22 protein-coding genes, 1 tRNA gene and 1 pseudogene are annotated in these 16,557 nt (G+C 68.1%); 13 read left to right on the forward strand and 11 right to left on the reverse strand.

What is annotated here, in order from left to right; translation table 11 throughout:
• Positions 1 to 107: 107 nt before the first annotated feature.
• From E0H75_RS36435 to E0H75_RS45140, 4 genes and pseudogenes are all read left to right on the forward strand, one after another.
• Complete coding sequence (locus E0H75_RS36435) at positions 108 to 470, forward strand: winged helix-turn-helix transcriptional regulator (protein WP_131518284.1); 363 nt, start codon at positions 108 to 110, stop codon at positions 468 to 470.
• Between the two features lie 183 nt (positions 471 to 653).
• Positions 654 to 1,574, forward strand: coding sequence for an alpha/beta fold hydrolase (locus E0H75_RS36440; RefSeq protein WP_131518285.1), 921 nt, complete (start codon positions 654 to 656; stop codon positions 1,572 to 1,574).
• A gap of 41 nt (positions 1,575 to 1,615) precedes the next feature.
• Positions 1,616 to 2,353 carry a MerR family transcriptional regulator gene (locus E0H75_RS36445; protein ID WP_131518286.1) on the forward strand — a complete coding sequence of 246 codons (738 nt, stop codon included), beginning with the start codon at positions 1,616 to 1,618 and terminating at the stop codon, positions 2,351 to 2,353.
• A gap of 162 nt (positions 2,354 to 2,515) precedes the next feature.
• Positions 2,516 to 2,656 (forward strand): annotated as a pseudogene (locus E0H75_RS45140) (DNA-processing protein DprA); the annotation flags it as partial.
• A gap of 518 nt (positions 2,657 to 3,174) precedes the next feature.
• On the opposite strand, the gene E0H75_RS36455 reads toward E0H75_RS45140, so the two are convergent.
• Positions 3,175 to 3,247, reverse strand: a tRNA-Lys gene (locus E0H75_RS36455).
• Positions 3,248 to 3,411: 164 nt separating this feature from the next.
• On the opposite strand from E0H75_RS36455, the gene E0H75_RS36460 reads away from it, so the two are divergent.
• The 3 genes from E0H75_RS36460 (at position 3,412) to E0H75_RS43340 (ending at position 5,758) form a co-directional block, all read left to right on the forward strand.
• Positions 3,412 to 4,071 (forward strand): hypothetical protein, encoded by a 660-nt coding sequence (locus tag E0H75_RS36460; protein ID WP_131518287.1) that lies wholly within the window; start codon positions 3,412 to 3,414, stop codon positions 4,069 to 4,071.
• A gap of 102 nt (positions 4,072 to 4,173) precedes the next feature.
• A complete protein-coding gene (locus E0H75_RS43335) occupies positions 4,174 to 4,944 on the forward strand; it encodes a hypothetical protein (RefSeq protein ID WP_165554295.1) in 771 nt (256 codons plus the stop codon).
• A gap of 157 nt (positions 4,945 to 5,101) precedes the next feature.
• Positions 5,102 to 5,758 (forward strand): G5 domain-containing protein, encoded by a 657-nt coding sequence (locus E0H75_RS43340; RefSeq protein ID WP_165554297.1) that lies wholly within the window; start codon positions 5,102 to 5,104, stop codon positions 5,756 to 5,758.
• Positions 5,759 to 5,771: 13 nt separating this feature from the next.
• Here the strand turns inward: E0H75_RS43340 and E0H75_RS43345 are convergent, their stop codons facing one another.
• From E0H75_RS43345 to E0H75_RS36475, 3 genes are read right to left on the reverse strand one after another with little or no spacing between them, the layout of a single operon-like run.
• Positions 5,772 to 5,939 carry a hypothetical protein gene (locus tag E0H75_RS43345; protein WP_165554299.1) on the reverse strand — a complete coding sequence of 56 codons (168 nt, stop codon included), beginning with the start codon at positions 5,937 to 5,939 and terminating at the stop codon, positions 5,772 to 5,774.
• Positions 5,940 to 5,987: 48 nt separating this feature from the next.
• Positions 5,988 to 6,368 carry a hypothetical protein gene (locus E0H75_RS36470; protein ID WP_131518289.1) on the reverse strand — a complete coding sequence of 127 codons (381 nt, stop codon included), beginning with the start codon at positions 6,366 to 6,368 and terminating at the stop codon, positions 5,988 to 5,990.
• Between the two features lie 54 nt (positions 6,369 to 6,422).
• On the reverse strand, positions 6,423 to 7,010 hold the full coding sequence (locus tag E0H75_RS36475; RefSeq protein WP_131518290.1) for a TIGR03086 family metal-binding protein: 588 nt from the start codon (positions 7,008 to 7,010) through the stop codon (positions 6,423 to 6,425).
• A gap of 52 nt (positions 7,011 to 7,062) precedes the next feature.
• On the opposite strand from E0H75_RS36475, the gene E0H75_RS36480 reads away from it, so the two are divergent.
• The 3 genes from E0H75_RS36480 to E0H75_RS36490 all read left to right on the forward strand — a co-directional run bounded on the left by E0H75_RS36480 (position 7,063) and on the right by E0H75_RS36490 (position 8,771).
• Positions 7,063 to 7,488 (forward strand): MarR family winged helix-turn-helix transcriptional regulator, encoded by a 426-nt coding sequence (locus tag E0H75_RS36480; RefSeq protein ID WP_238163489.1) that lies wholly within the window; start codon positions 7,063 to 7,065, stop codon positions 7,486 to 7,488.
• A 114-nt stretch (positions 7,489 to 7,602) separates the two neighbouring features.
• A complete protein-coding gene (locus E0H75_RS36485; protein WP_131353244.1) occupies positions 7,603 to 8,112 on the forward strand; it encodes a sigma-70 family RNA polymerase sigma factor in 510 nt (169 codons plus the stop codon).
• Positions 8,109 to 8,771 carry an anti-sigma factor family protein gene (locus tag E0H75_RS36490; protein ID WP_131518292.1) on the forward strand — a complete coding sequence of 221 codons (663 nt, stop codon included), beginning with the start codon at positions 8,109 to 8,111 and terminating at the stop codon, positions 8,769 to 8,771. Before E0H75_RS36485 ends, E0H75_RS36490 begins: the two co-directional genes overlap by 4 nt.
• 402 nt (positions 8,772 to 9,173) lie before the next feature.
• Here E0H75_RS36490 and E0H75_RS36495 read toward each other — a convergent pair whose 3' ends face one another.
• Together E0H75_RS36495 and E0H75_RS36500 are read right to left on the reverse strand one after the other, a co-directional pair.
• Positions 9,174 to 9,413 (reverse strand): hypothetical protein, encoded by a 240-nt coding sequence (locus E0H75_RS36495; RefSeq protein WP_131518293.1) that lies wholly within the window; start codon positions 9,411 to 9,413, stop codon positions 9,174 to 9,176.
• Between the two features lie 62 nt (positions 9,414 to 9,475).
• A complete protein-coding gene (locus tag E0H75_RS36500; RefSeq protein WP_131518294.1) occupies positions 9,476 to 10,177 on the reverse strand; it encodes an ArsR/SmtB family transcription factor in 702 nt (233 codons plus the stop codon).
• Positions 10,178 to 10,242: 65 nt separating this feature from the next.
• On the opposite strand from E0H75_RS36500, the gene E0H75_RS36505 reads away from it, so the two are divergent.
• Positions 10,243 to 10,875, forward strand: coding sequence for a flavin reductase family protein (locus E0H75_RS36505; RefSeq protein WP_131518295.1), 633 nt, complete (start codon positions 10,243 to 10,245; stop codon positions 10,873 to 10,875).
• On the opposite strand, the gene E0H75_RS36510 is transcribed toward E0H75_RS36505, so the two are convergent.
• From E0H75_RS36510 to E0H75_RS36520, 3 genes are read right to left on the reverse strand one after another with little or no spacing between them, the layout of a single operon-like run.
• The gene (locus E0H75_RS36510; RefSeq protein WP_131518296.1) at positions 10,838 to 11,623 is read right to left on the reverse strand and encodes an arylamine N-acetyltransferase family protein; all 786 of its coding nucleotides are present in this window, start codon (positions 11,621 to 11,623) and stop codon (positions 10,838 to 10,840) included. The genes E0H75_RS36505 and E0H75_RS36510 overlap by 38 nt on opposite strands.
• A gap of 24 nt (positions 11,624 to 11,647) precedes the next feature.
• Positions 11,648 to 12,043 (reverse strand): VOC family protein, encoded by a 396-nt coding sequence (locus E0H75_RS36515; RefSeq protein WP_131518297.1) that lies wholly within the window; start codon positions 12,041 to 12,043, stop codon positions 11,648 to 11,650.
• 10 nt (positions 12,044 to 12,053) lie between these two features.
• The gene (locus E0H75_RS36520) at positions 12,054 to 12,452 is read right to left on the reverse strand and encodes a nuclear transport factor 2 family protein (RefSeq protein ID WP_131518298.1); all 399 of its coding nucleotides are present in this window, start codon (positions 12,450 to 12,452) and stop codon (positions 12,054 to 12,056) included.
• Between the two features lie 68 nt (positions 12,453 to 12,520).
• On the opposite strand from E0H75_RS36520, the gene E0H75_RS36525 reads away from it, so the two are divergent.
• Positions 12,521 to 12,742, forward strand: a complete 222-nt coding sequence (locus E0H75_RS36525) for a hypothetical protein (protein ID WP_131518299.1) — start codon at positions 12,521 to 12,523, stop codon at positions 12,740 to 12,742.
• Here E0H75_RS36525 and E0H75_RS36530 read toward each other — a convergent pair.
• Positions 12,711 to 13,484 carry a GntR family transcriptional regulator gene (locus E0H75_RS36530; RefSeq protein WP_131518300.1) on the reverse strand — a complete coding sequence of 258 codons (774 nt, stop codon included), beginning with the start codon at positions 13,482 to 13,484 and terminating at the stop codon, positions 12,711 to 12,713. The two genes, E0H75_RS36525 and E0H75_RS36530, sit on opposite strands and share 32 nt — an antisense overlap.
• A gap of 227 nt (positions 13,485 to 13,711) precedes the next feature.
• Between E0H75_RS36530 and E0H75_RS36535 the strand changes: the two genes are divergently transcribed.
• Positions 13,712 to 14,731, forward strand: a complete 1,020-nt coding sequence (locus E0H75_RS36535) for a YeiH family protein (protein WP_238163490.1) — start codon at positions 13,712 to 13,714, stop codon at positions 14,729 to 14,731.
• Here E0H75_RS36535 and E0H75_RS36540 read toward each other — a convergent pair.
• Positions 14,716 to 16,527, reverse strand: a complete 1,812-nt coding sequence (locus tag E0H75_RS36540) for a glycoside hydrolase family 2 protein (RefSeq protein WP_131518302.1) — start codon at positions 16,525 to 16,527, stop codon at positions 14,716 to 14,718. The two genes, E0H75_RS36535 and E0H75_RS36540, sit on opposite strands and share 16 nt — an antisense overlap.
• Positions 16,528 to 16,557: the final 30 nt, after the last annotated feature.

Consider the following 16,557-nt stretch of genomic DNA (forward strand, 5'->3'; position numbering starts at 1 on the left):
ACCGCCGATGACCAGGATCCGCTCCATGTGTATCGCTCCCTCTCGTAGGATCGAGTGCAACGGTATGGATTTGATACCGGTATCTTCAACGGAACTGGGAGCACCCCATGGGCAAGGCGTACAACGTGATGGCAGCGACCTGCCCGAGCCGCACCGTGCTGCACCGCATCGGAGCCCGCTGGACCGTGTTCGTCGTCAACGCCTTGGACGACGGCCCTCGCCGCTTCACCGAACTGAAGGCCCACATCCAGGGCATCACCGCCAAGGTCCTGACCGAGACCCTGCGTTCCCTAGAAGCCGACGGCCTGGTCGCCCGCCACGAGTACGACGAGAACCCACCCCGAGTCGAGTACGCCCTCACCCCACTAGGCCGCTCCCTCCTCATCCCCCTCCGAGCCATCCGCCTCTGGGCCGAACAACACGTCCCCGAAATCCAAGCAGCCCGCTCCCACCACCAACCCCACCCCTAACAACCCAAGAAGCCCACGCCCGGCGAATCCCGAGTTGGACGAGACCACCCGGCGTACTATCGCGGGCACCGCGCCGGACCCTCATGTCAAGACGCCGTCGCAGCCGTCGAACTGCCGTGTGTGTCGGAGGGTGGCGGGGGAAAGCTTGACCCTGACGCTGCGTCGGGGTTGCAACCTTGCCCTATGACGAAGAACATCGCTTCCGCAGCTCGGCCCGCTCCGCCGATCGGAGGGTTCCAGGAGGTCGACGGCCGGCGCGTTTTCGTGCATCGGTTGGGCAGTGGCGGGCCGGCCGTCGTGTTCCTGCCCGGCGCGGGCGCGGTCGGTCTGGACTATTTCGCTGTTCAGCAAGGGGTTTCGCAGTTCCGCACCGCAGTGGTGTATGACCGTGGCGGCACCGGGTACAGCGATCCGCTCCCGCTCCCGCTGCCGCGCACCGCCGCCGCAGTCTCGACGGAACTGTACGAGTTGTTGCACGCCCAGGACATCGCCGCCCCATACGTCCTGGTCGCGCACTCCCTCGGCGGCGCCCACGCGCAGAGGTTCACGCAGTTGTACCCGCAGGAGGTGGCCGGGCTGGTCTGGTTGGATGGCTTCCACCGAGACTGGGAGGACTTCATGCCCGCGGCGGCGAGCCCCGCTGCCGACCAGCAGATGGCACCCCGCCCCGAGCAGATCGCGCAGATGCGCCCAGCCCTGCACGAGATGTTCGCCGAACTGCTGGCGGACTACCCGCACCACCTGCGGCAGCCGCTGATCGACGCCCACGTCAGCGACGAATGGCTCCGGGTCGGCATCGCCGAGCGGCGCAGCTTGGTTGCGCTCGCCGACGAGCTTCGTGCGGGTCCGGATATTCCCGACGTACCGGTGGTCGCGCTCACCGCCGACGGCACCGACCCCGGCGTGCAGGCGGCGATGCCGGAGCAGGCGATACGTGCGATCCACGAGGGCATGAGGAGGATGGCAGCGGCCGTTGTGAGCACGGTGTCGTTCGGAGAACATCGCATCGTCCCCGACGTCGGCCACCACCAGCTGTGCTTCAGGCGCCCCGGCGTCGTGGTCCAGGCGATCCGCGACGTCGTTGACCGGGCGACTCGCGCCTAGACTCGGCTTGACCACGTTTCACCGAAGGCCGGAGGCAGACAGTGCTCACGATCGGCCAGCTCGCGGCGACCGCCCGAGTAACCGTGCGCACCGTCCGCCATTACCACCAGATCGGCCTGTTGCCCGAGCCTGAGCGTGATGCCTCCGGCTACCGCCGCTACAGCGCGCAATCGGCGGTGGATCTCGTCCGGATCAGGACTCTTGCCGATGCCGGAGTGCCACTGGCCCGCATCGGCGCGCTGCTGCACGCACAACCAACCGAATTCGCGGCTGCCATCACCGACATCGACACCGGACTGCGGGCCAAGATCGACCAGCTCACCGAGCATCGCCACCGCATTGCCGAATTGGCAAGCGGCGAAGAGCTTGTCCTGCCCCCCGAGATGGTCGCCATACTGAACCGGCTGCGCAGTCTTGGAGTCAGCGAACGGACGATCCAGCTCGAGCGCGACTGGTCGATCCTGATGCAGGCATCGGACCCGCACGCGGTGCCGCACTGGATTCGGGACAAGAACGCGGGATTCGACGACCCCGAGAAGATGCGCCTGTATCTCGCATGTGATCAATCAGTCGACTGGGACCCGCACGATCCGCGCGTGGATCGGCTCATCAACGACCTGGAAACATGGGAGATCGAACACGAAGGCAACAGCAGCAGGCCAGAGAACCCGACGCCGATCTTTTCCCTGATCCTTCGGGAATCACCGGCATGGCAACGCATCCTCGATACGCTCGCCTGCCGCGCCGAGCGGCGCCGAACCGCCAAGCCCAACGGCTGACCGCAGGCCCCTGACGTCCCGGCGATATTCGGATGCGGCGCTCGCCGGCCATGCCGATGTAGAGAGTCTCGAGCCGCGTCACCGGAGCCATTGCGGTCGCGGGTGAAGTCGCTCGCGCACTCGTGAGCATGAGAGTCGCGCCGGGGGGCCGGCGTTGCCGAGGGCATCGACACTGCTGCCCACCAGGCGGCCCTCGAATCCAGGGGTCGCACGGTGGCGGTGGTCGGTACCGGAATCGATCAGGTTCACCCGGTCGTCAACAGGCAACCACAGCAGCGCATCGAGCGCGAGGGTCTGGTGTAGTCGCAGTACCGGCCAGGGAGTGGGTCGACCAAGGCATCGTTCCCGATGCGCAACGCGACGATGTCGGCGTACGGGATGCGCACGCTGATTCGTGGCCGCAGAAGAGCAGTCCAGAGCCAGCCGCCGTACATGAGCGCGACCTGCCCAGTGACCGGGGGCTGCCCATGAGTGCGCCGTTCAGGAGTCCGCTGCCGTGCGGCTCGCCGATGTCCAGCGCCAGCACGAGGACCGGCGCCACAGTGGCTGTTTGACCAGGCTGGCCAGTCGGCGACCCTTACGGAGCCACTCCCGGCGAGCGGCTGTGAGTTCTAGCCAGTCCCCGCCCATGCCAACTCCACCCGCACCCTGACGGCGCCCGCCGGGCGGCGGTTCCGCAGAGCCGCGGGCGTGGTGGCACCTCCTCGGACCGTTGCCATGGCTCCGGGCTGCCCACTCGCACCACGTCTGATCCACGCTGAAGCCCCGGGGCCAGCCGGTTATCTCTGTGAGCCGGAATCGTCGAGGGCGGTTCGCTTCGGTAGGCCCCGTGGGACTCGAACCCACAACCCGCGGATTAAAAGTCCGCTGCTCTGCCAGTTGAGCTAGAGGCCCTCTCACGAGGGGTGAGGGGAACAGTGTGTCAGGTTTGTCCAGGTGGTTGCTCGGTGGGGGCTGAGGTGGTTACGGCTGGTGACTGTTCGGGTGGGAGTGGTGGGCGTACTCTCGGCCTAGGGGAAGGGCGTGCGTGGGGCGTGCGCTGGGGTCAGGGGGACTCGATGGGGGTTGTGGAGCGGGCGGCGATCGCCGGGTTGCATTCGGAAGTGGTGAATGCCTGGAAGGGGATCGTCAGCGAGGCGAGCACGCTCGGGCTGGCGGACCGGATCGTGATCGCGGAGAAGCTGAAGGCGCGGGCGGACGCGTTGGCGGCGTACGAAGGGCTGGTCCGGGACGCGGGGGACCTGGCCACTGACGTACGGGCGTTCGCGACGGCGGTGAAGATGCAGAATCCGCTGACCGGCGTGGTCTGGGGGACAGGGCTGGCCTCTGGGGTGCTGGGGTTCTTCGGTTGGTGGTCGTTCGAAGCGTTGCGGGCTGCGTGGTCCGACACCGAGGGCGGTATGGCGCAGACGACCGCGGCGTTGATCGGCGTACTGACGGTGGCGTCGGGAGTCGTGATCGTTGCTGTGGTGCGGGCCGCGGTGATCGCGGCGCGGGCGGCCTTGCAGACACTCGACGACTTCAGCGCGAAGGAGCATCCGTCGGCGGAGTTGTTGCGTGAGGTGCGGCCCGCGGAGGAACGCTTGTTCGCCGTGTTCCACCAGCGGGTACCGGAGCCGCCGATCACCGCGGCGCCGTTGATCGTGCTGGGAGTCGTCGGGCTGCTCGCCGGCGTACTGTTCGCGGCGATGACCGGCGTCGGCGCGCCGACGATCTGACGGATGGCCCCCGAGCCGATTACGCCGTGTATTGCACAGTAGTCAGAGCGGTCGCGCTGGGGGTGTCGACTGGCGTGCTCGCTTCCTCGGGGGAGGAAGACGATGGGTTTCCGGATCCACTTCGGCTGCGCCGACCTGGCGCGTACGACGATCGGCCGCACGCCCGATCCATTGTGGGAAGTGCTGCTCGGCATGCACATGCTGCAGACCGAGGACGAGCCGTCGGTCTTCGGTGCATGGCGGCAGCGGGCCAGGGCGAAGCTCACCGAGCTCGAGCGTGAGTTGCTCGTCCTCGCACCACCGGTCGGGTACTCGCCCGACTTCCTCACTCCGGCCGCGTCGGTGAACGGTCTCGACGCCGGTCTCGCCGCTGTGGCGGCGACACCGCAGCACCAATTGGAGAACGAGCTGCGGCGGTTGTCGGGCGAGGTCTGCTTGCCGGGCTGGACGCGTCGCCTCGCGGCCGGGGATCCCGGCGTACTCAAGAAGGTGTGTGAAGGACTGAGGCACTTCCACCGGACCAAGATCGCGCCGCAGTTGCCGTCGATGTCGCCGACGATCGCGCGCGACGTGAAGCTGCACAGCGACACCGTGACGACCGGCGGCTTCGAGAAACGCGCGAAGACGTTGCATCCCGCAATGCAGTGGGGTCCGCCGGTGCTGCACGTCGACATGCGCCACATCAACCGGGATCTGTACCTGCGCGGCCGCGGCCTGCGCCTGGTCCCGTCGTTCTCCTGCTGGCCGCACCCGATCATGCCCGCACGAGTCCTGCATCGCACCGGCCTCGTCACCACGCGCCGGGCCGGCAACGCGGTCCGGCACACGATCAGCCCGATCGGCACCCACATCCTCACCGGCACCCAGGCCTGAGCCTGCTACCGGACGGTCACGTCACAAAACCGAGTCGGTTCGGCCGCTGCCCCTCGCGGCGCGATCCATCGCAGTGGTATGGATCAGTCTTCGCCCGGGAAGTCCGGGCGCTGACAATCCCGCCGCGGGGGGAACCGACGGCGGGTTGGGGGGAATCGTGCATTTGTATCGTGCTGCGCTGGCAGCCGGCAGCGTGCTGGCGATCGGCGTACTCGCCACTGGTTGTGGACCGGCCTCGAGTACGACGGAGGTCGCCGAACCACCTGTAGTCGTGAGCACCGAAGTGAGCACGGAAGCGACACCAACACCGGAGATCACGGCCACACCGACACCAACAGCAACGCCCACGCCGACGGCACCGAAGCCGGTGACCGCCAGCACGAAGACACCGACGACGACGACCAAGAAGACTGTCGTCGAGGTGCGCACCATCCCGTTCAAGAAGAAGACCGTCACGGACTCGTCGATGCCGAAGGGCGAGAAGACGATCCGGACCAAGGGTGTGAACGGGACCCGCAAGCTGACCTATCAGATCACCTACGTGAACGGCATCCAGACGGACAAGGATCTGCTGCGGGACCAGGTGTCGAAGGAGCCGCGCTCGCAGGTGACCGCGGTCGGCACGAAGGTCGAGCAGCCGGAGTCATCAGGCTGCGACCCGAACTACAGCGGCTGCGTCCCGATCGCCAGTGACGTCGACTGCTCAGGTGGCAGCGGCAACGGACCGGAGTACGTCGCCGGCCCGGTCCGCGTGATCGGCAGCGATATCTACCGCCTGGACGCGGACCACGACGGCCTCGGCTGCGAGGACTGAAGGGACAAGACGTCTAGGTCGTCTGGTTGTGGTCGCGGCGGGCGCTGAGAATGCTCGCCGCGATCGCTCCCATGATCAGCAGCACCCCGATCAACTGCAGCCCCGGCGAGTCGTCCGACGCCCCGTAGATGACACCGGCGGCGCCGAGCGCAACCGCCACGACGGCAACGACGTACTTCATCAAGACCTCCCGACACCCGACAGGAATTCATCGAGTATCACCCGAATCCTATCGACTATCAATAGGCTCCCAGGAGAATCGGGGTCCGCGCCAGTGTTTGTAGACGAGGGTCCGCTCCGACGGTGCGTTGCCGGAGTAGCTCGGACCGACCTCACCGGTGGTGCTACTGACCACCAGGCTGGCCAGTGAAGGCTCGTCACGGCGGAGGCAGTCCTCGGAGAGCAGGTCGAGGAGGCGCCCCAAGCCGTTGATGGCGTGCGGGATGCCGAGGTCGGCCTTCATGGAGCCGTAGGTTGCCGTGCCGCCGGTGGTGGCTACCCCGATGAGGTAGGAGCGCATCCGGGGTAGCCACTCGACGTCGGCCGTGGTGACGGTGACGTTCCGGCCCTTGATCGGGAGGATCTCTCCGCGGTTCAACAGCAGGTCCATGGCCCGATCGTGACACGGCGGGTCCTCCGGCGCAGCAGGCTGGAACCGGTGAGATCAGTTGGGCCAGGAGGGGTTGCGGCCGAGGTGGGCGAGGATCTGGTCGAGAGGGTTGTCGCCGTTCCACGGCAGCGCGGGGGAGAAGGCCGTGCCCGGGGCCAGGCGGACGTCGCCGGTGGGTACGACGTTCGCGACGGTCTGAGCTGCTGCCAGGACCTCGGGGGTGAAGGTGACGGTGGTGCCGAGGGTCGCGGCGACATCCCAGGAGTGCACGACGTAGTCGATGAAGTGGAAGCTGATCGCCTGGTGGCCGGGGAAGTCCGCCCCGAACTCGGTCAGCGGGAACGTCCGCTCGGTCACGCCGTCCTCGGCGAACGCGGCCAGCACCTGCTCGGCCGACGCGATGTAAGCCTTGGCCGGCTCGTCGCCCAGATCGCGAACCTTCCAAACAGCTTCGCCGGCCTCGCCTCGGGAGGCGGCGGCGAAGCCGTAGTGCTGCGTCGCCATGTGGGCGAGCAGGCCGTACAGAGTCCAGGCCCGGCAGGGCGTCGGCTTGGACAGGTCGGCGTCGGTGATCTGCGTGGCGAGGTCGATGCTGGCCTGGACCGCCGCGGCGTCAAGGGATACGTAATCAACAGTAGGCATGCACATATCATATGCGCAAGCATATGATTGCGCCAGTGCTATCTTCTGGAGCGTGACCGCTGCGGACGAGCGCCCCGATCTCGCCGCGATGCTGTATCCGTTGGTGCGGACGCTCATCGCGGAGGAAATGCCGGTGCTCGCCGAGCATGACGTCTCGATGTGGGGCTACTCCGTGCTCGTCGCCCTGGACGAGACTCCGGTGCGCACGCAGTCCGCGCTCGCGGAGGCGATCGGCGCCGACAAGTCCCGCATCATCGGCACTCTCGACGAGCTGCAGGATGCCGGCCTGATCGAGCGGACGCCGGATCCCGACGACCGTCGGGTCCGCCTGTTGTCGATCACCGCCAAGGGCCGCCGGGTACGACGCGCTGTCCGCAAGGGCATCCGGGTTCGCGAGGAGCGGCTGCTGGCCAAGCTCCCGGCCGCCGATCGCCAGGGCTTCCTCCGTGCCCTCCGCGCCTTGCACCGCGACAAGTAAGGTTCCACTGACCAAGCCTGAAGCTCAAGTGCGACCGGTCCGTACGCCTACTTCACCGTTCACCAGGTTGCCTGTGCAGAATGGTGGCGAGAACACGACAGAGCAGGAGCGCCGATGGCCGATGACCGCGCGGCGCTGTTGCGTGAGCTGCACGACGTGCATGCTCCGGCGCTGTGGCGGTTCGTGGTCCGGCTGACCGGCGACGACCGGCTGGCCGAGGACGTCGTCCAGGAGACCCTGTTGCGGGCGTGGCGCCGGCCGCAGATCCTGACCGAGGACGAAGCGGGGGCCCGAGCCTGGCTGTTCACGGTGGCGCGCAATCTCGTCATCGACGACCGGCGCAGTGCCCGGGTCAGCCGCGAGGTGGCCAGCGACGACCTGCCGGAGAACCCGAGCGCCGACCACGCGAACGCCGTACTGGACGCCTGGCTGGTGGCCGAGTCGCTGGCACAGCTGTCCGAGGAACATCGGCAGGTGATCGTTCGCGCGTACTACGGCCGTCGTACCGTCACCGACATCGCCGCGGAGCTGAACATTCCGTCAGGCACCGTGAAGTCGCGGCTGCACTACGGATTGCGGGCGCTGAAGCTCGCGTTGCAGGAGAGGGGGGTGACGAGCCAGTGAGCGATCCGTACCGCGAGTGGGATGCGGCGTACCTGCTGGGGTCGTTGTCGGCGAAGGACCAGCGCGCGTACGAGGAACATCTGCGCACGTGTGACGAGTGCTCGGCCGAGGTCGCGTCGCTCGCCGGCGTGCCGAGCGCGATGGCCGCGCTGCCGGACGAGCGCGCGCTCGCGACCATCACCGAGGCGCCGCCGAACCTCTTGCCCGACCTGGTGCGCACGGTCCAGCGCGATCGCCGCAGGCAGCGCATTCGGCTCGGTGCGGTGGTGACCGGAGTCGCCGTCGTCGCCGCGGTGATCGGCGCGGTGATCGCGATCCCGCTCACCCACGAGGAGCCGCGGGGGGACTACGTCGTACTCGCACAGACCGTGGCCAGCAAGCTGTCCGCCGACGCGCGGCTGGTGCCGGAGCGCTGGGGTACGACGATCGAGATCAGCTGCCGGTACGACGAATTGGCCACGCCCAGCGAACGGGCTCGGGGCTACGAGTTGTACGTCACCGACTCCTCCGGCAAGGCCCAGCTGCTCGCGAGCTGGACCGCGTCCCCGGGGACGACGGTCAAACCGGCCGCGACCACGAAGTTGCAGCGCGACGAGATCCGGGCCCTGGACATCCGCAGCTCCGAGACCGGGCGGGTTCTGCTCGCTGTGCACTTCTGATCACTGTCGGCACGAATGAGCCTCCGGCGACGGGGCACCTGAAAGTCACGAGCGACGGTCGCTCGAGAGGCCGCCGAATCGAGACCCCGGTGTTCAGGGACGTGCACCGGGGTCGCGGCGGTTGCGGCGCCGCGGCCGGCCGCAGCGCCGGATCGTGAGCGGTCTGGAAGAATTTCGCCGGATTCCTGTAACACTCAGCACGTCACCAGCGATACACCGTGTGTAACGCCACTGAGGATCCCGTCCCAGGTCAACCGCCCGAAGGGCCTGGGGCGGGGTTTTCTTCGCCGTTAGGCGCCCCGGCAGCGTTACGCACGAAGGCCCCCGGTGAACCACCCCGGGGGCCTTCGCGCTGTTATCCCCTCCTCGGAATTCCAGCGCCTCCGCGGACTGCGCGGCGTGCTATGACGCTCGTTCGGTTGGGCCGTCCGACTCCGGCAGTGCGATCCGGTCCGCCGGCAGGCGTTCCGTCCGCTCTGTCCCGTCGTCGCCCTTGTACTGCACCAGACCGGTCCATCCCGTCTCCTCGTGCTCACGGCCGATCAACCAGCCGTGACGCCACTGGTCGTCCGCGTGGACGACCACATGGCTGGGTAGCGGGAGGCGGGACACCAGGTCGGTGTCGGGCTCGAACTCAGTCATGGCCGAAGGCTAAGTGGTTTCGGCGCCAGGCGCCTCCCCCGCCGCGTGTTTCTCACGCCCCCTCAGGGCTGTAGCTCGCGGATCACGCCGACGCCGAGACCGAACTCACGTACCGATCCGGTGACCTTCAGTGCCCGTCCGCCAGGGATGTGGGTGACCCAGCCCTCTCGCAGTGCGTGACTGCACAACGCCGCACCGACCGCGCCGGCGATGTGCGGGCGGCGTTCGGTGACGTCGAGGCACGACCGTACGGCGGGCCGGCCGTTGCGCCCCTCGAGCACGATGCCGAGATCGTCCAGCCAGGCAGAGCCTTCCGGCGTCAGCGTGATCCCGTCCGACCAGTCGAGCAGGCCGCGCTCGGTCATCGCATCCGCCAGCGCGACGCCGAGCTTGCCGGCGAGATGGTCGTAACAGGTCCGTGCCCGCGCGAACGCGTCCCGCTTGCTGACCGCGGACAAGCTGTTCGCGACCTCGGTGCGGCGTGGCGCGAGCGCGGCGAGGCCCTCGATCAACTCGGCCGTGTCCGGACCGGCGAGCTGCACGTACCGGTGCCGCCCCTGCCGGACCTCTCTCAGCAGGCCGCCGTCGACGAGCAGGTTGAGATGTTCGCTGATCGTCGGTCGCGAGACCTTCGCGAGCCGCGCCAGTTCGGTCGCCGTCCACGCACGCCCGTCGAGCAACGCGAGGCAGACCGTCGCCCGGGTGGCGTCGGCCAGCATCCGGGCCCAGGAGGCCAGCTCCTGCCCTTCCGTCTGCGTACTCATGACCCCATCATGCCGCTCCGACAGTTCGGTGCCGGCCTAACCGACCGCCGCCTAGCGTCGGAACCATGACGCATCTGACCATCGAACCGTCCATCCTGTACATCGGTACGCCGGTCGCGCTGCTGAGCACGGTCAACGACGACGACACCTTCAACCTCGCGCCGATGTCCTCGGCGTGGTCACTCGGGGATGTCGTCGTCCTCGGCGTCGGCGCCTCCGGTCAGACCGCCGCCAACCTGCAAGAGCGGCCGGAACTGGTGATCAACTTCCCGTCGCCTGAGCAGTGGCAGGCGGTCGAGCGGATCGCCGGGCTGACCGGACGCAACCCGGTGCCGGAGCACAAGCGCGCCCGGTTCCGCTTCGAGCGCGAGAAGTTCGCCGCGGCCGGCCTGACTCCGATCGAGTCCGAGCTGGTCGGCCCACCCCGCGTCGCCGAATGCCCGTTGCAGTTCGAGGCATCTGCCGCCGATGTACAGTTCGATGCCGACGGCAACTTCTTGATCATCCAGGCCAAGGTACTGCGGGTCCACGCCGACCGCCGGATCGTCGTACCGGGGACGTCGTACGTCGATCCGGGCGCGTGGTCGCCGTTGATCTACAACTTCCGGCACTACTTCGGCCTCGCCGGAGAGCTCGGCGAGTCCTTCCGCACCGAGACGCCTAGAGCAGCCGGAGCCGATCGACTTCTTCGTCGCTGAGGACGACGTCCAGACCGGCCAGCACCTCGGGAAGCTCGTCCGCCGGTACGGCGCGGTGAGTGGTGCGGCCGTCGGCGTACTCCGTCGTGAGGTCGTCACCGACCAGGCGACGGACGATGCCGTCGGCAACGCGCATCACCACCGGCCGGCCGGTGAACGGGGAGTCCGGGTGGGTCGAGACGTAATGGTGGTAGACCCGGTAGTCGATCGGGCGCACCGGCTCTTCGTTCGACGCGTGCTGCGGGGTCCAGCCGTCCGCGGTCTTCTTCGCCAGCGTCCACACGTCACCGTCGAGGGTCAGGCGGTGGTCCCAACCGCCCTGGTCGACGATCACGCCGTCCTTGAGCGGGGTCGGGTAGAGCTGACCAGCCCCGAATCCGACATCGGCGAGGAATTCCTGTCCGTCCACTCCCACCTTGAGAAGCGCGTGGGTGCGCGGTCCGGCCTTGTGCGGTTGTACTCGCGCGACCCGTCGATCCACCGTGAAGCCGAGCCGCTCCAGGGCGGCGCCGAACAGCAGAGCGTGTTCGTAGCAATAGCCGCCGCGTTGCCGGCCGACGAGCTTGGTCTGGATGGCGTCCAGGCCGATGCCGGGGTGCGTGCCGAGGATCACGTCGATGTTCTCGAACGGGATCGCCAGGACGTGGGCGCGGTGCAGGCTGCGGAGGCTGTCCGCCGACGCCGCCACCCGGGGATGCCCGATCCGGTTGAGGTAGGCATCCAGGTCAAGTTCTTCGATCTGCCACATGACGCCTACCTCAACACTTCCAGTTCACTTGAGGTCAAGTTCGGTGAACAGGGTGAGCTGCAGTCCGCCTGGCGCCTCCAGCCGGGCGTTCAGCGAGTTCCACGGTGTGCGGGTCGGCTCCGCAAGCACCGTGGCGCCCGCCGCGGCCAGAGTCCTGGTCGTCTCCGCGGAATCGTCGACCTCGAACGCGACCCGGTACTTCCCGGCCACTCGCCGGCCGACCTCGACCCGGTCGATGAAGTCGGCCTGGTTCGGATCCGCGATCTCCAGCGTCGCCCGCTCGACCTCGAGAATCGTCACCCGGCCGTCGTCCGACTCGTACGACTCGCGTTCGGCCAGGCCCAGGACGTCCCGGTAGAACGCCACCGCCTCGTCGTAGTCGTCCGCTGTCACGACCAACCGCAACTCTTTGACCGTCATGACCTCAGTATCAGTCCTCCTGCACCCAGGCGCGGCCGATATTCGCCTCCTCGAAACGCCAGCCCTGATCGGTCCGGACGGCCGTGTACTTCAGCCGGAGCCCGGCCCGCCGGTGCGGCGCCTCGCCGTCGCGATAGAAGAAGGTCAGTTGGTTGGCCGACGTCTCGGCCCGGTCCCCGTCGACACTGACCAGGATGTCGCTGTGGACGTGCTGGGTCAGTTCGCCGTCGACCGCCGTACTGCGCAGGTACTCCAGCACCTCGTCGATGCCCCGCAGTTCACCGCCGCGCGGAGACCGCACCAGGATGTCCTTCGTGTAGACCTGCCGGATGTCGTCCGGCGTCCCTTCGTCCAGGACCCGCGCCAGTCGCGCGAACAGATCCTCGATCTCCCACCGCTGTGTCGTCATCGTCAATCCTCTTTCATTGGGCTGGCCAACGTTGGCCACACCAACTATAGCCGAGAAACCTGATTGTGGTGGATCAGCCAGGTTTCGCCGGTCCGCCGCAGTACGACGCTCAGGTAGACCGACAGTGCCGCCCGGTCGGTGAACGCGAAGTCCACAGCGACGTACCCGAGGACCAGGTCCTCGCTCAGCCGCCGGTGCTCGAGGATCCGGTACGGCGACGACAGCCCGAGCGCGCCTGGCTGCCGGCGGACGATCCGTTCAGGCCTGGTGCTGCACCGCTGCCGGAGTGAGCCGATAGCCGAGGTTCTCGGAGAACTCGGCGGACAGGGCGAAGCGGTCGCCGCGGACGAGGGTGTGACGCCATTCGACCGGACGGCTCTGTGACGTGCCCTGGCGGTTGATGGAGAACGCGGCCGCCTCGGGCGGGCAGCGGAGTACGGCGCGCTCGGCCGGGGTGGGTACGACGGCGCGGATGTCCTCGCGGCCGTGGTCCAGTCGTACGCCGATGCGGGTGGCGAGCTCGTTGTAGACGCTGGTGTGGGTGAAGTCGGCGTCGAGGAGCGGTTCGGCGAGGGAGGCGGGCAGCCAGACGCGGTCGAGTGCGAGGGGCTCGTCGCCGGCGAAGCGGAGCCGCTCCAGGTAGAGCAGTGGGCTCGACGCCTCCAGGTCGAGGCGGCTCGCGATGACGCCGTCGGCCCGGATGTCGAGCGCGCGGACGATGCTGTGCTGGGTCAGGCCGGACGCCTCGACCGAGGAGAACAGGCTGTACAGCGCACCCATCGGCTGGCGGATCTCCGGCGTGGTCGCGACCCGGGGCTGACGGCCGCGTTCGGCCACGATCAGGCCGTCCGCGCGCAGTTTCCCGAGTGCCTGCCGGACCGTGTGCCGGCTGACCTGGTAGTCGTCGACCAGCGCGAGCTCACCGGGGAACGTGTCGTCGAACTCCCCGGACCGCAGCCGCCGTACAAGGTCCTGCTGCAGCTGCTTCCACAGCGGCTGGCCGCCGGTGCGGTCGAGCCTGCGCTGGATCATCAGGGTCCTGCCTCCCGGGAGTGGGCTTGCCAAATGTCCGGTCATCTCCTAGCTTAAATGTGCGTACATTTTCAGCGGGGAGGAACCATCCGATGGTGCAGGTCGAGATTAGGCCACCCAACCCCTCGGATCCCCCCGTCTCACGCCACCCCCGCCTCGCCGGCGCCCTTCACCCCCGCCCCGGCTCCTCGGGGCCACTCCGTCTTCACCGTCGCCTCGGCTCCGCCGTGTCGCGGTTGCCCGGGCTCGCCGTCGTACTTCTTCTGACAGCCGTCGCCGTCCCGCTGGGACGACTGGTTCCTGTGGTTGGTGGGCCGGTTTTCGGAATCGTGCTTGGGGTGCTCGCAGGCCTGGTGATCCCGGCACTGCGCTCAGAGCAGTGCCGCCCCGGGTACGACTTCGCCGCGAAGAACCTGCTGCAAGTATCGATCGTCGTACTCGGCACCGGCTTGTCCCTCCAGCAAGTGGCACAGGTCGGCGCCTCCTCACTCCCCGTCATGCTCGGCACGCTGGCGCTCGCACTGGGCGGCGCATGGGTCTTCGGCCGCCTGCTCGGCGTACGCGGCGACACCCAGACCCTGATCGGAGTCGGTACGGCGATCTGCGGCGGCTCCGCGATCGCGGCAGCAACCGCCGCCATCGGGGCCAAGCGATCCTCAGTCGCCTACGCTCTCGCCACGATCTTCACCTTCAACGTCGTAGCCGTCCTCGCCTTCCCGCCCCTCGGCCACCTCATGGGCCTCAGCCCAGAAGCCTTCGGTCTGTGGGCAGGCACTGCGATCAACGACACGTCATCAGTAGTCGCTGCCGGCTACGCCTACAGCGCCGACGCCGGCGACCAAGCCCTCGTGGTGAAGCTGACCCGCTCGCTGATGCTCGTCCCGATCGTCCTGACTCTGGTCGTGCTCAAGTCCCGCCGTGACGCGCGGACCGCCGACCGCGAGAACCCGGACCGCGAGAACCCGGACCGCCCGCGGACGCGTCTCCCGTGGCGCCGGCTCGTGCCGGTGTTCCTGATCGGCTTCGTCGTCGCGGCGGGCCTGCGTTCGGCCGGGCTCGTGCCGGACGGATGGCTCCCGACGCTCAGCCTGATCGGCACGTGCCTGATCACCTCGGCTCTGGTAGCGATCGGCCTGTCGCTGCGACCGCGTGAACTACGCGACGCAGGGCCCCGGCCGCTCCTGCTCGGAGCGATCCTGTGGGCCCTGGTCGCGTTGGGAAGCCTCGGACTTCAGTCCTTCTCGTAGGCCGCCGGGCGGGTCTGAACCGTCTTGATCCGCGGCACGTCCAGCTTGTTGCTGCGGTCGAAGCGGTAAATGCCGTTCTCTTCCTGGAACACATCGGTCAGCTGCGTGTAGCAGTAGCCGAACATCAGCGGGTCGTCGAGCAGCGCGTCGACCAGACCGGTGAAGCGCGTGTAGAACGCCTCCTCGTCGACGACCCGCTGGCCGTAGCCCCACGACTCGGTGCGGTTGTCGCCGGCCGACTTCGCGGCCTCCTCCGGGTTCCACCAGATGCCGCCGAACTCACTGCAGAAGTACGGCTGACCGGCGTACGGCTGGGAGATCGGCCGCTTCTCGCGCCCACCCGTGTTCCCGTACGGCGCTCCGTCCGCGAGGCCGGCCATCTGCCGGGCGAACTCGGCCGGGTCCTGCTCGTAGTTGTGCGAGTCCCAGACGTCGGTCTCTGGCACGCGGTGCGAGTATCCGGACGCATCGAGCACCGGCCGGGTCGTGTCGGCCGCCTTCGTGGCCAGGAACATCGCCCGGGTCACGTCGTCCAGCTGGGTGATCCGGTCGTGCAGGAATTGATGCGTCTCGTTCAGCGGGCACCAGCCGATGATCGACGGGTGGCTGTAGTCCCGCTCGACCGCTTCCAGCCACTGCGACACGAACGACGCCGTCGGCTGCTGGTTGTCCTCTTGGGTGCCGTCGGCAAGGTTCTCGCCCCAGTCGCCGAACTCGCCCCAGACCAGGTAGCCGAGCCGGTCCGCGTGGTACAGGAACCGCTCCTCGAACACCTTCTGGTGCAGCCGCGCGCCGTTGAACCCGGCCGCCAGGCCGAGCTCGATGTCCGCAACCAGCGCCTCGTCGGAAGGAGCAGTCATCAGGCTCTCCGGCCAGTACCCCTGGTCAAGCACCAGCCGCTGGAACACATGCTTGCCGTTGATCAGGATGGCCTGGCCGCTGACCGACACCGACCGCAGTCCGGCGTAGCTGTCCGCGCCGTCCACAACGTTGCCATCGGCATCGATCAGCTCGATGCGGACGTCGTACAGGTGCGGATCGGTGGTGTCCCAGAGACGGACGCGGTCCGCGGGGACCTGCAGCGTCAGCCGCGGCGCGAAGTCGAGATCGGCGCGGACCTCCTGGGTGGTGACCTCGCCGTCCGCGTCCTTCAGGATCGCGCGGACCTTCCAGCCCGGCTTGTTCGCCGACACCGGTACGGCGAGGTGGAAGCTCGAGCCGGCCACGTCCGGGGTGATCCGCGGACGGCCGAGGTGCACGGTCGGCACCGCCTCGAGCCAGACGGTCTGCCAGATCCCGGTCGTCCGGGTGTAGTGGCAGCCGTAGTTGAAGTACTTCGTCGTCTGTTTGCCGCGGGCCTGCGCGCCGTACCGGCTGTCCCGCGCGCGGACGACGATCGTTGCCTCCTCGCCGGGCTTGGCGACCTGGCGGAGGTTGGCGCTGAACGGCGTGAACCCACCGCGGTGCCGCACCACCTCGACGTCGTTCACCCACACGGTCGCGTCGTGATCGACCGCCTGGAAGTGCAGTACGGCGTCCTTGCCGGACCAGTCGGCCGGGATCGTGACGGTCGTCCGGTACCAGACGGCCTCCATGAAGTCGACGTCCTCGATCCCGGACAGCTGCGTCTCCGGCGCGAACGGCACCGTGATCCGCTGCGCCAGCTCTCGCTCCCGGACCCCGCGCTCGAGACCGGAGTCGGACCGGTCGATCTCGAACTGCCACTCGCCGTTCAGGTTCACCCACTCCGGACGAACGAACTGCGGGCGCGGGTACTCCGCACGAGGTTGAGTCATGAGCACTCCCGTGACGTGGTTTCTGAGGGG

The organism is Kribbella capetownensis, from assembly GCF_004331485.1.
GTDB classification, from domain to species: domain Bacteria; phylum Actinomycetota; class Actinomycetes; order Propionibacteriales; family Kribbellaceae; genus Kribbella; species Kribbella capetownensis.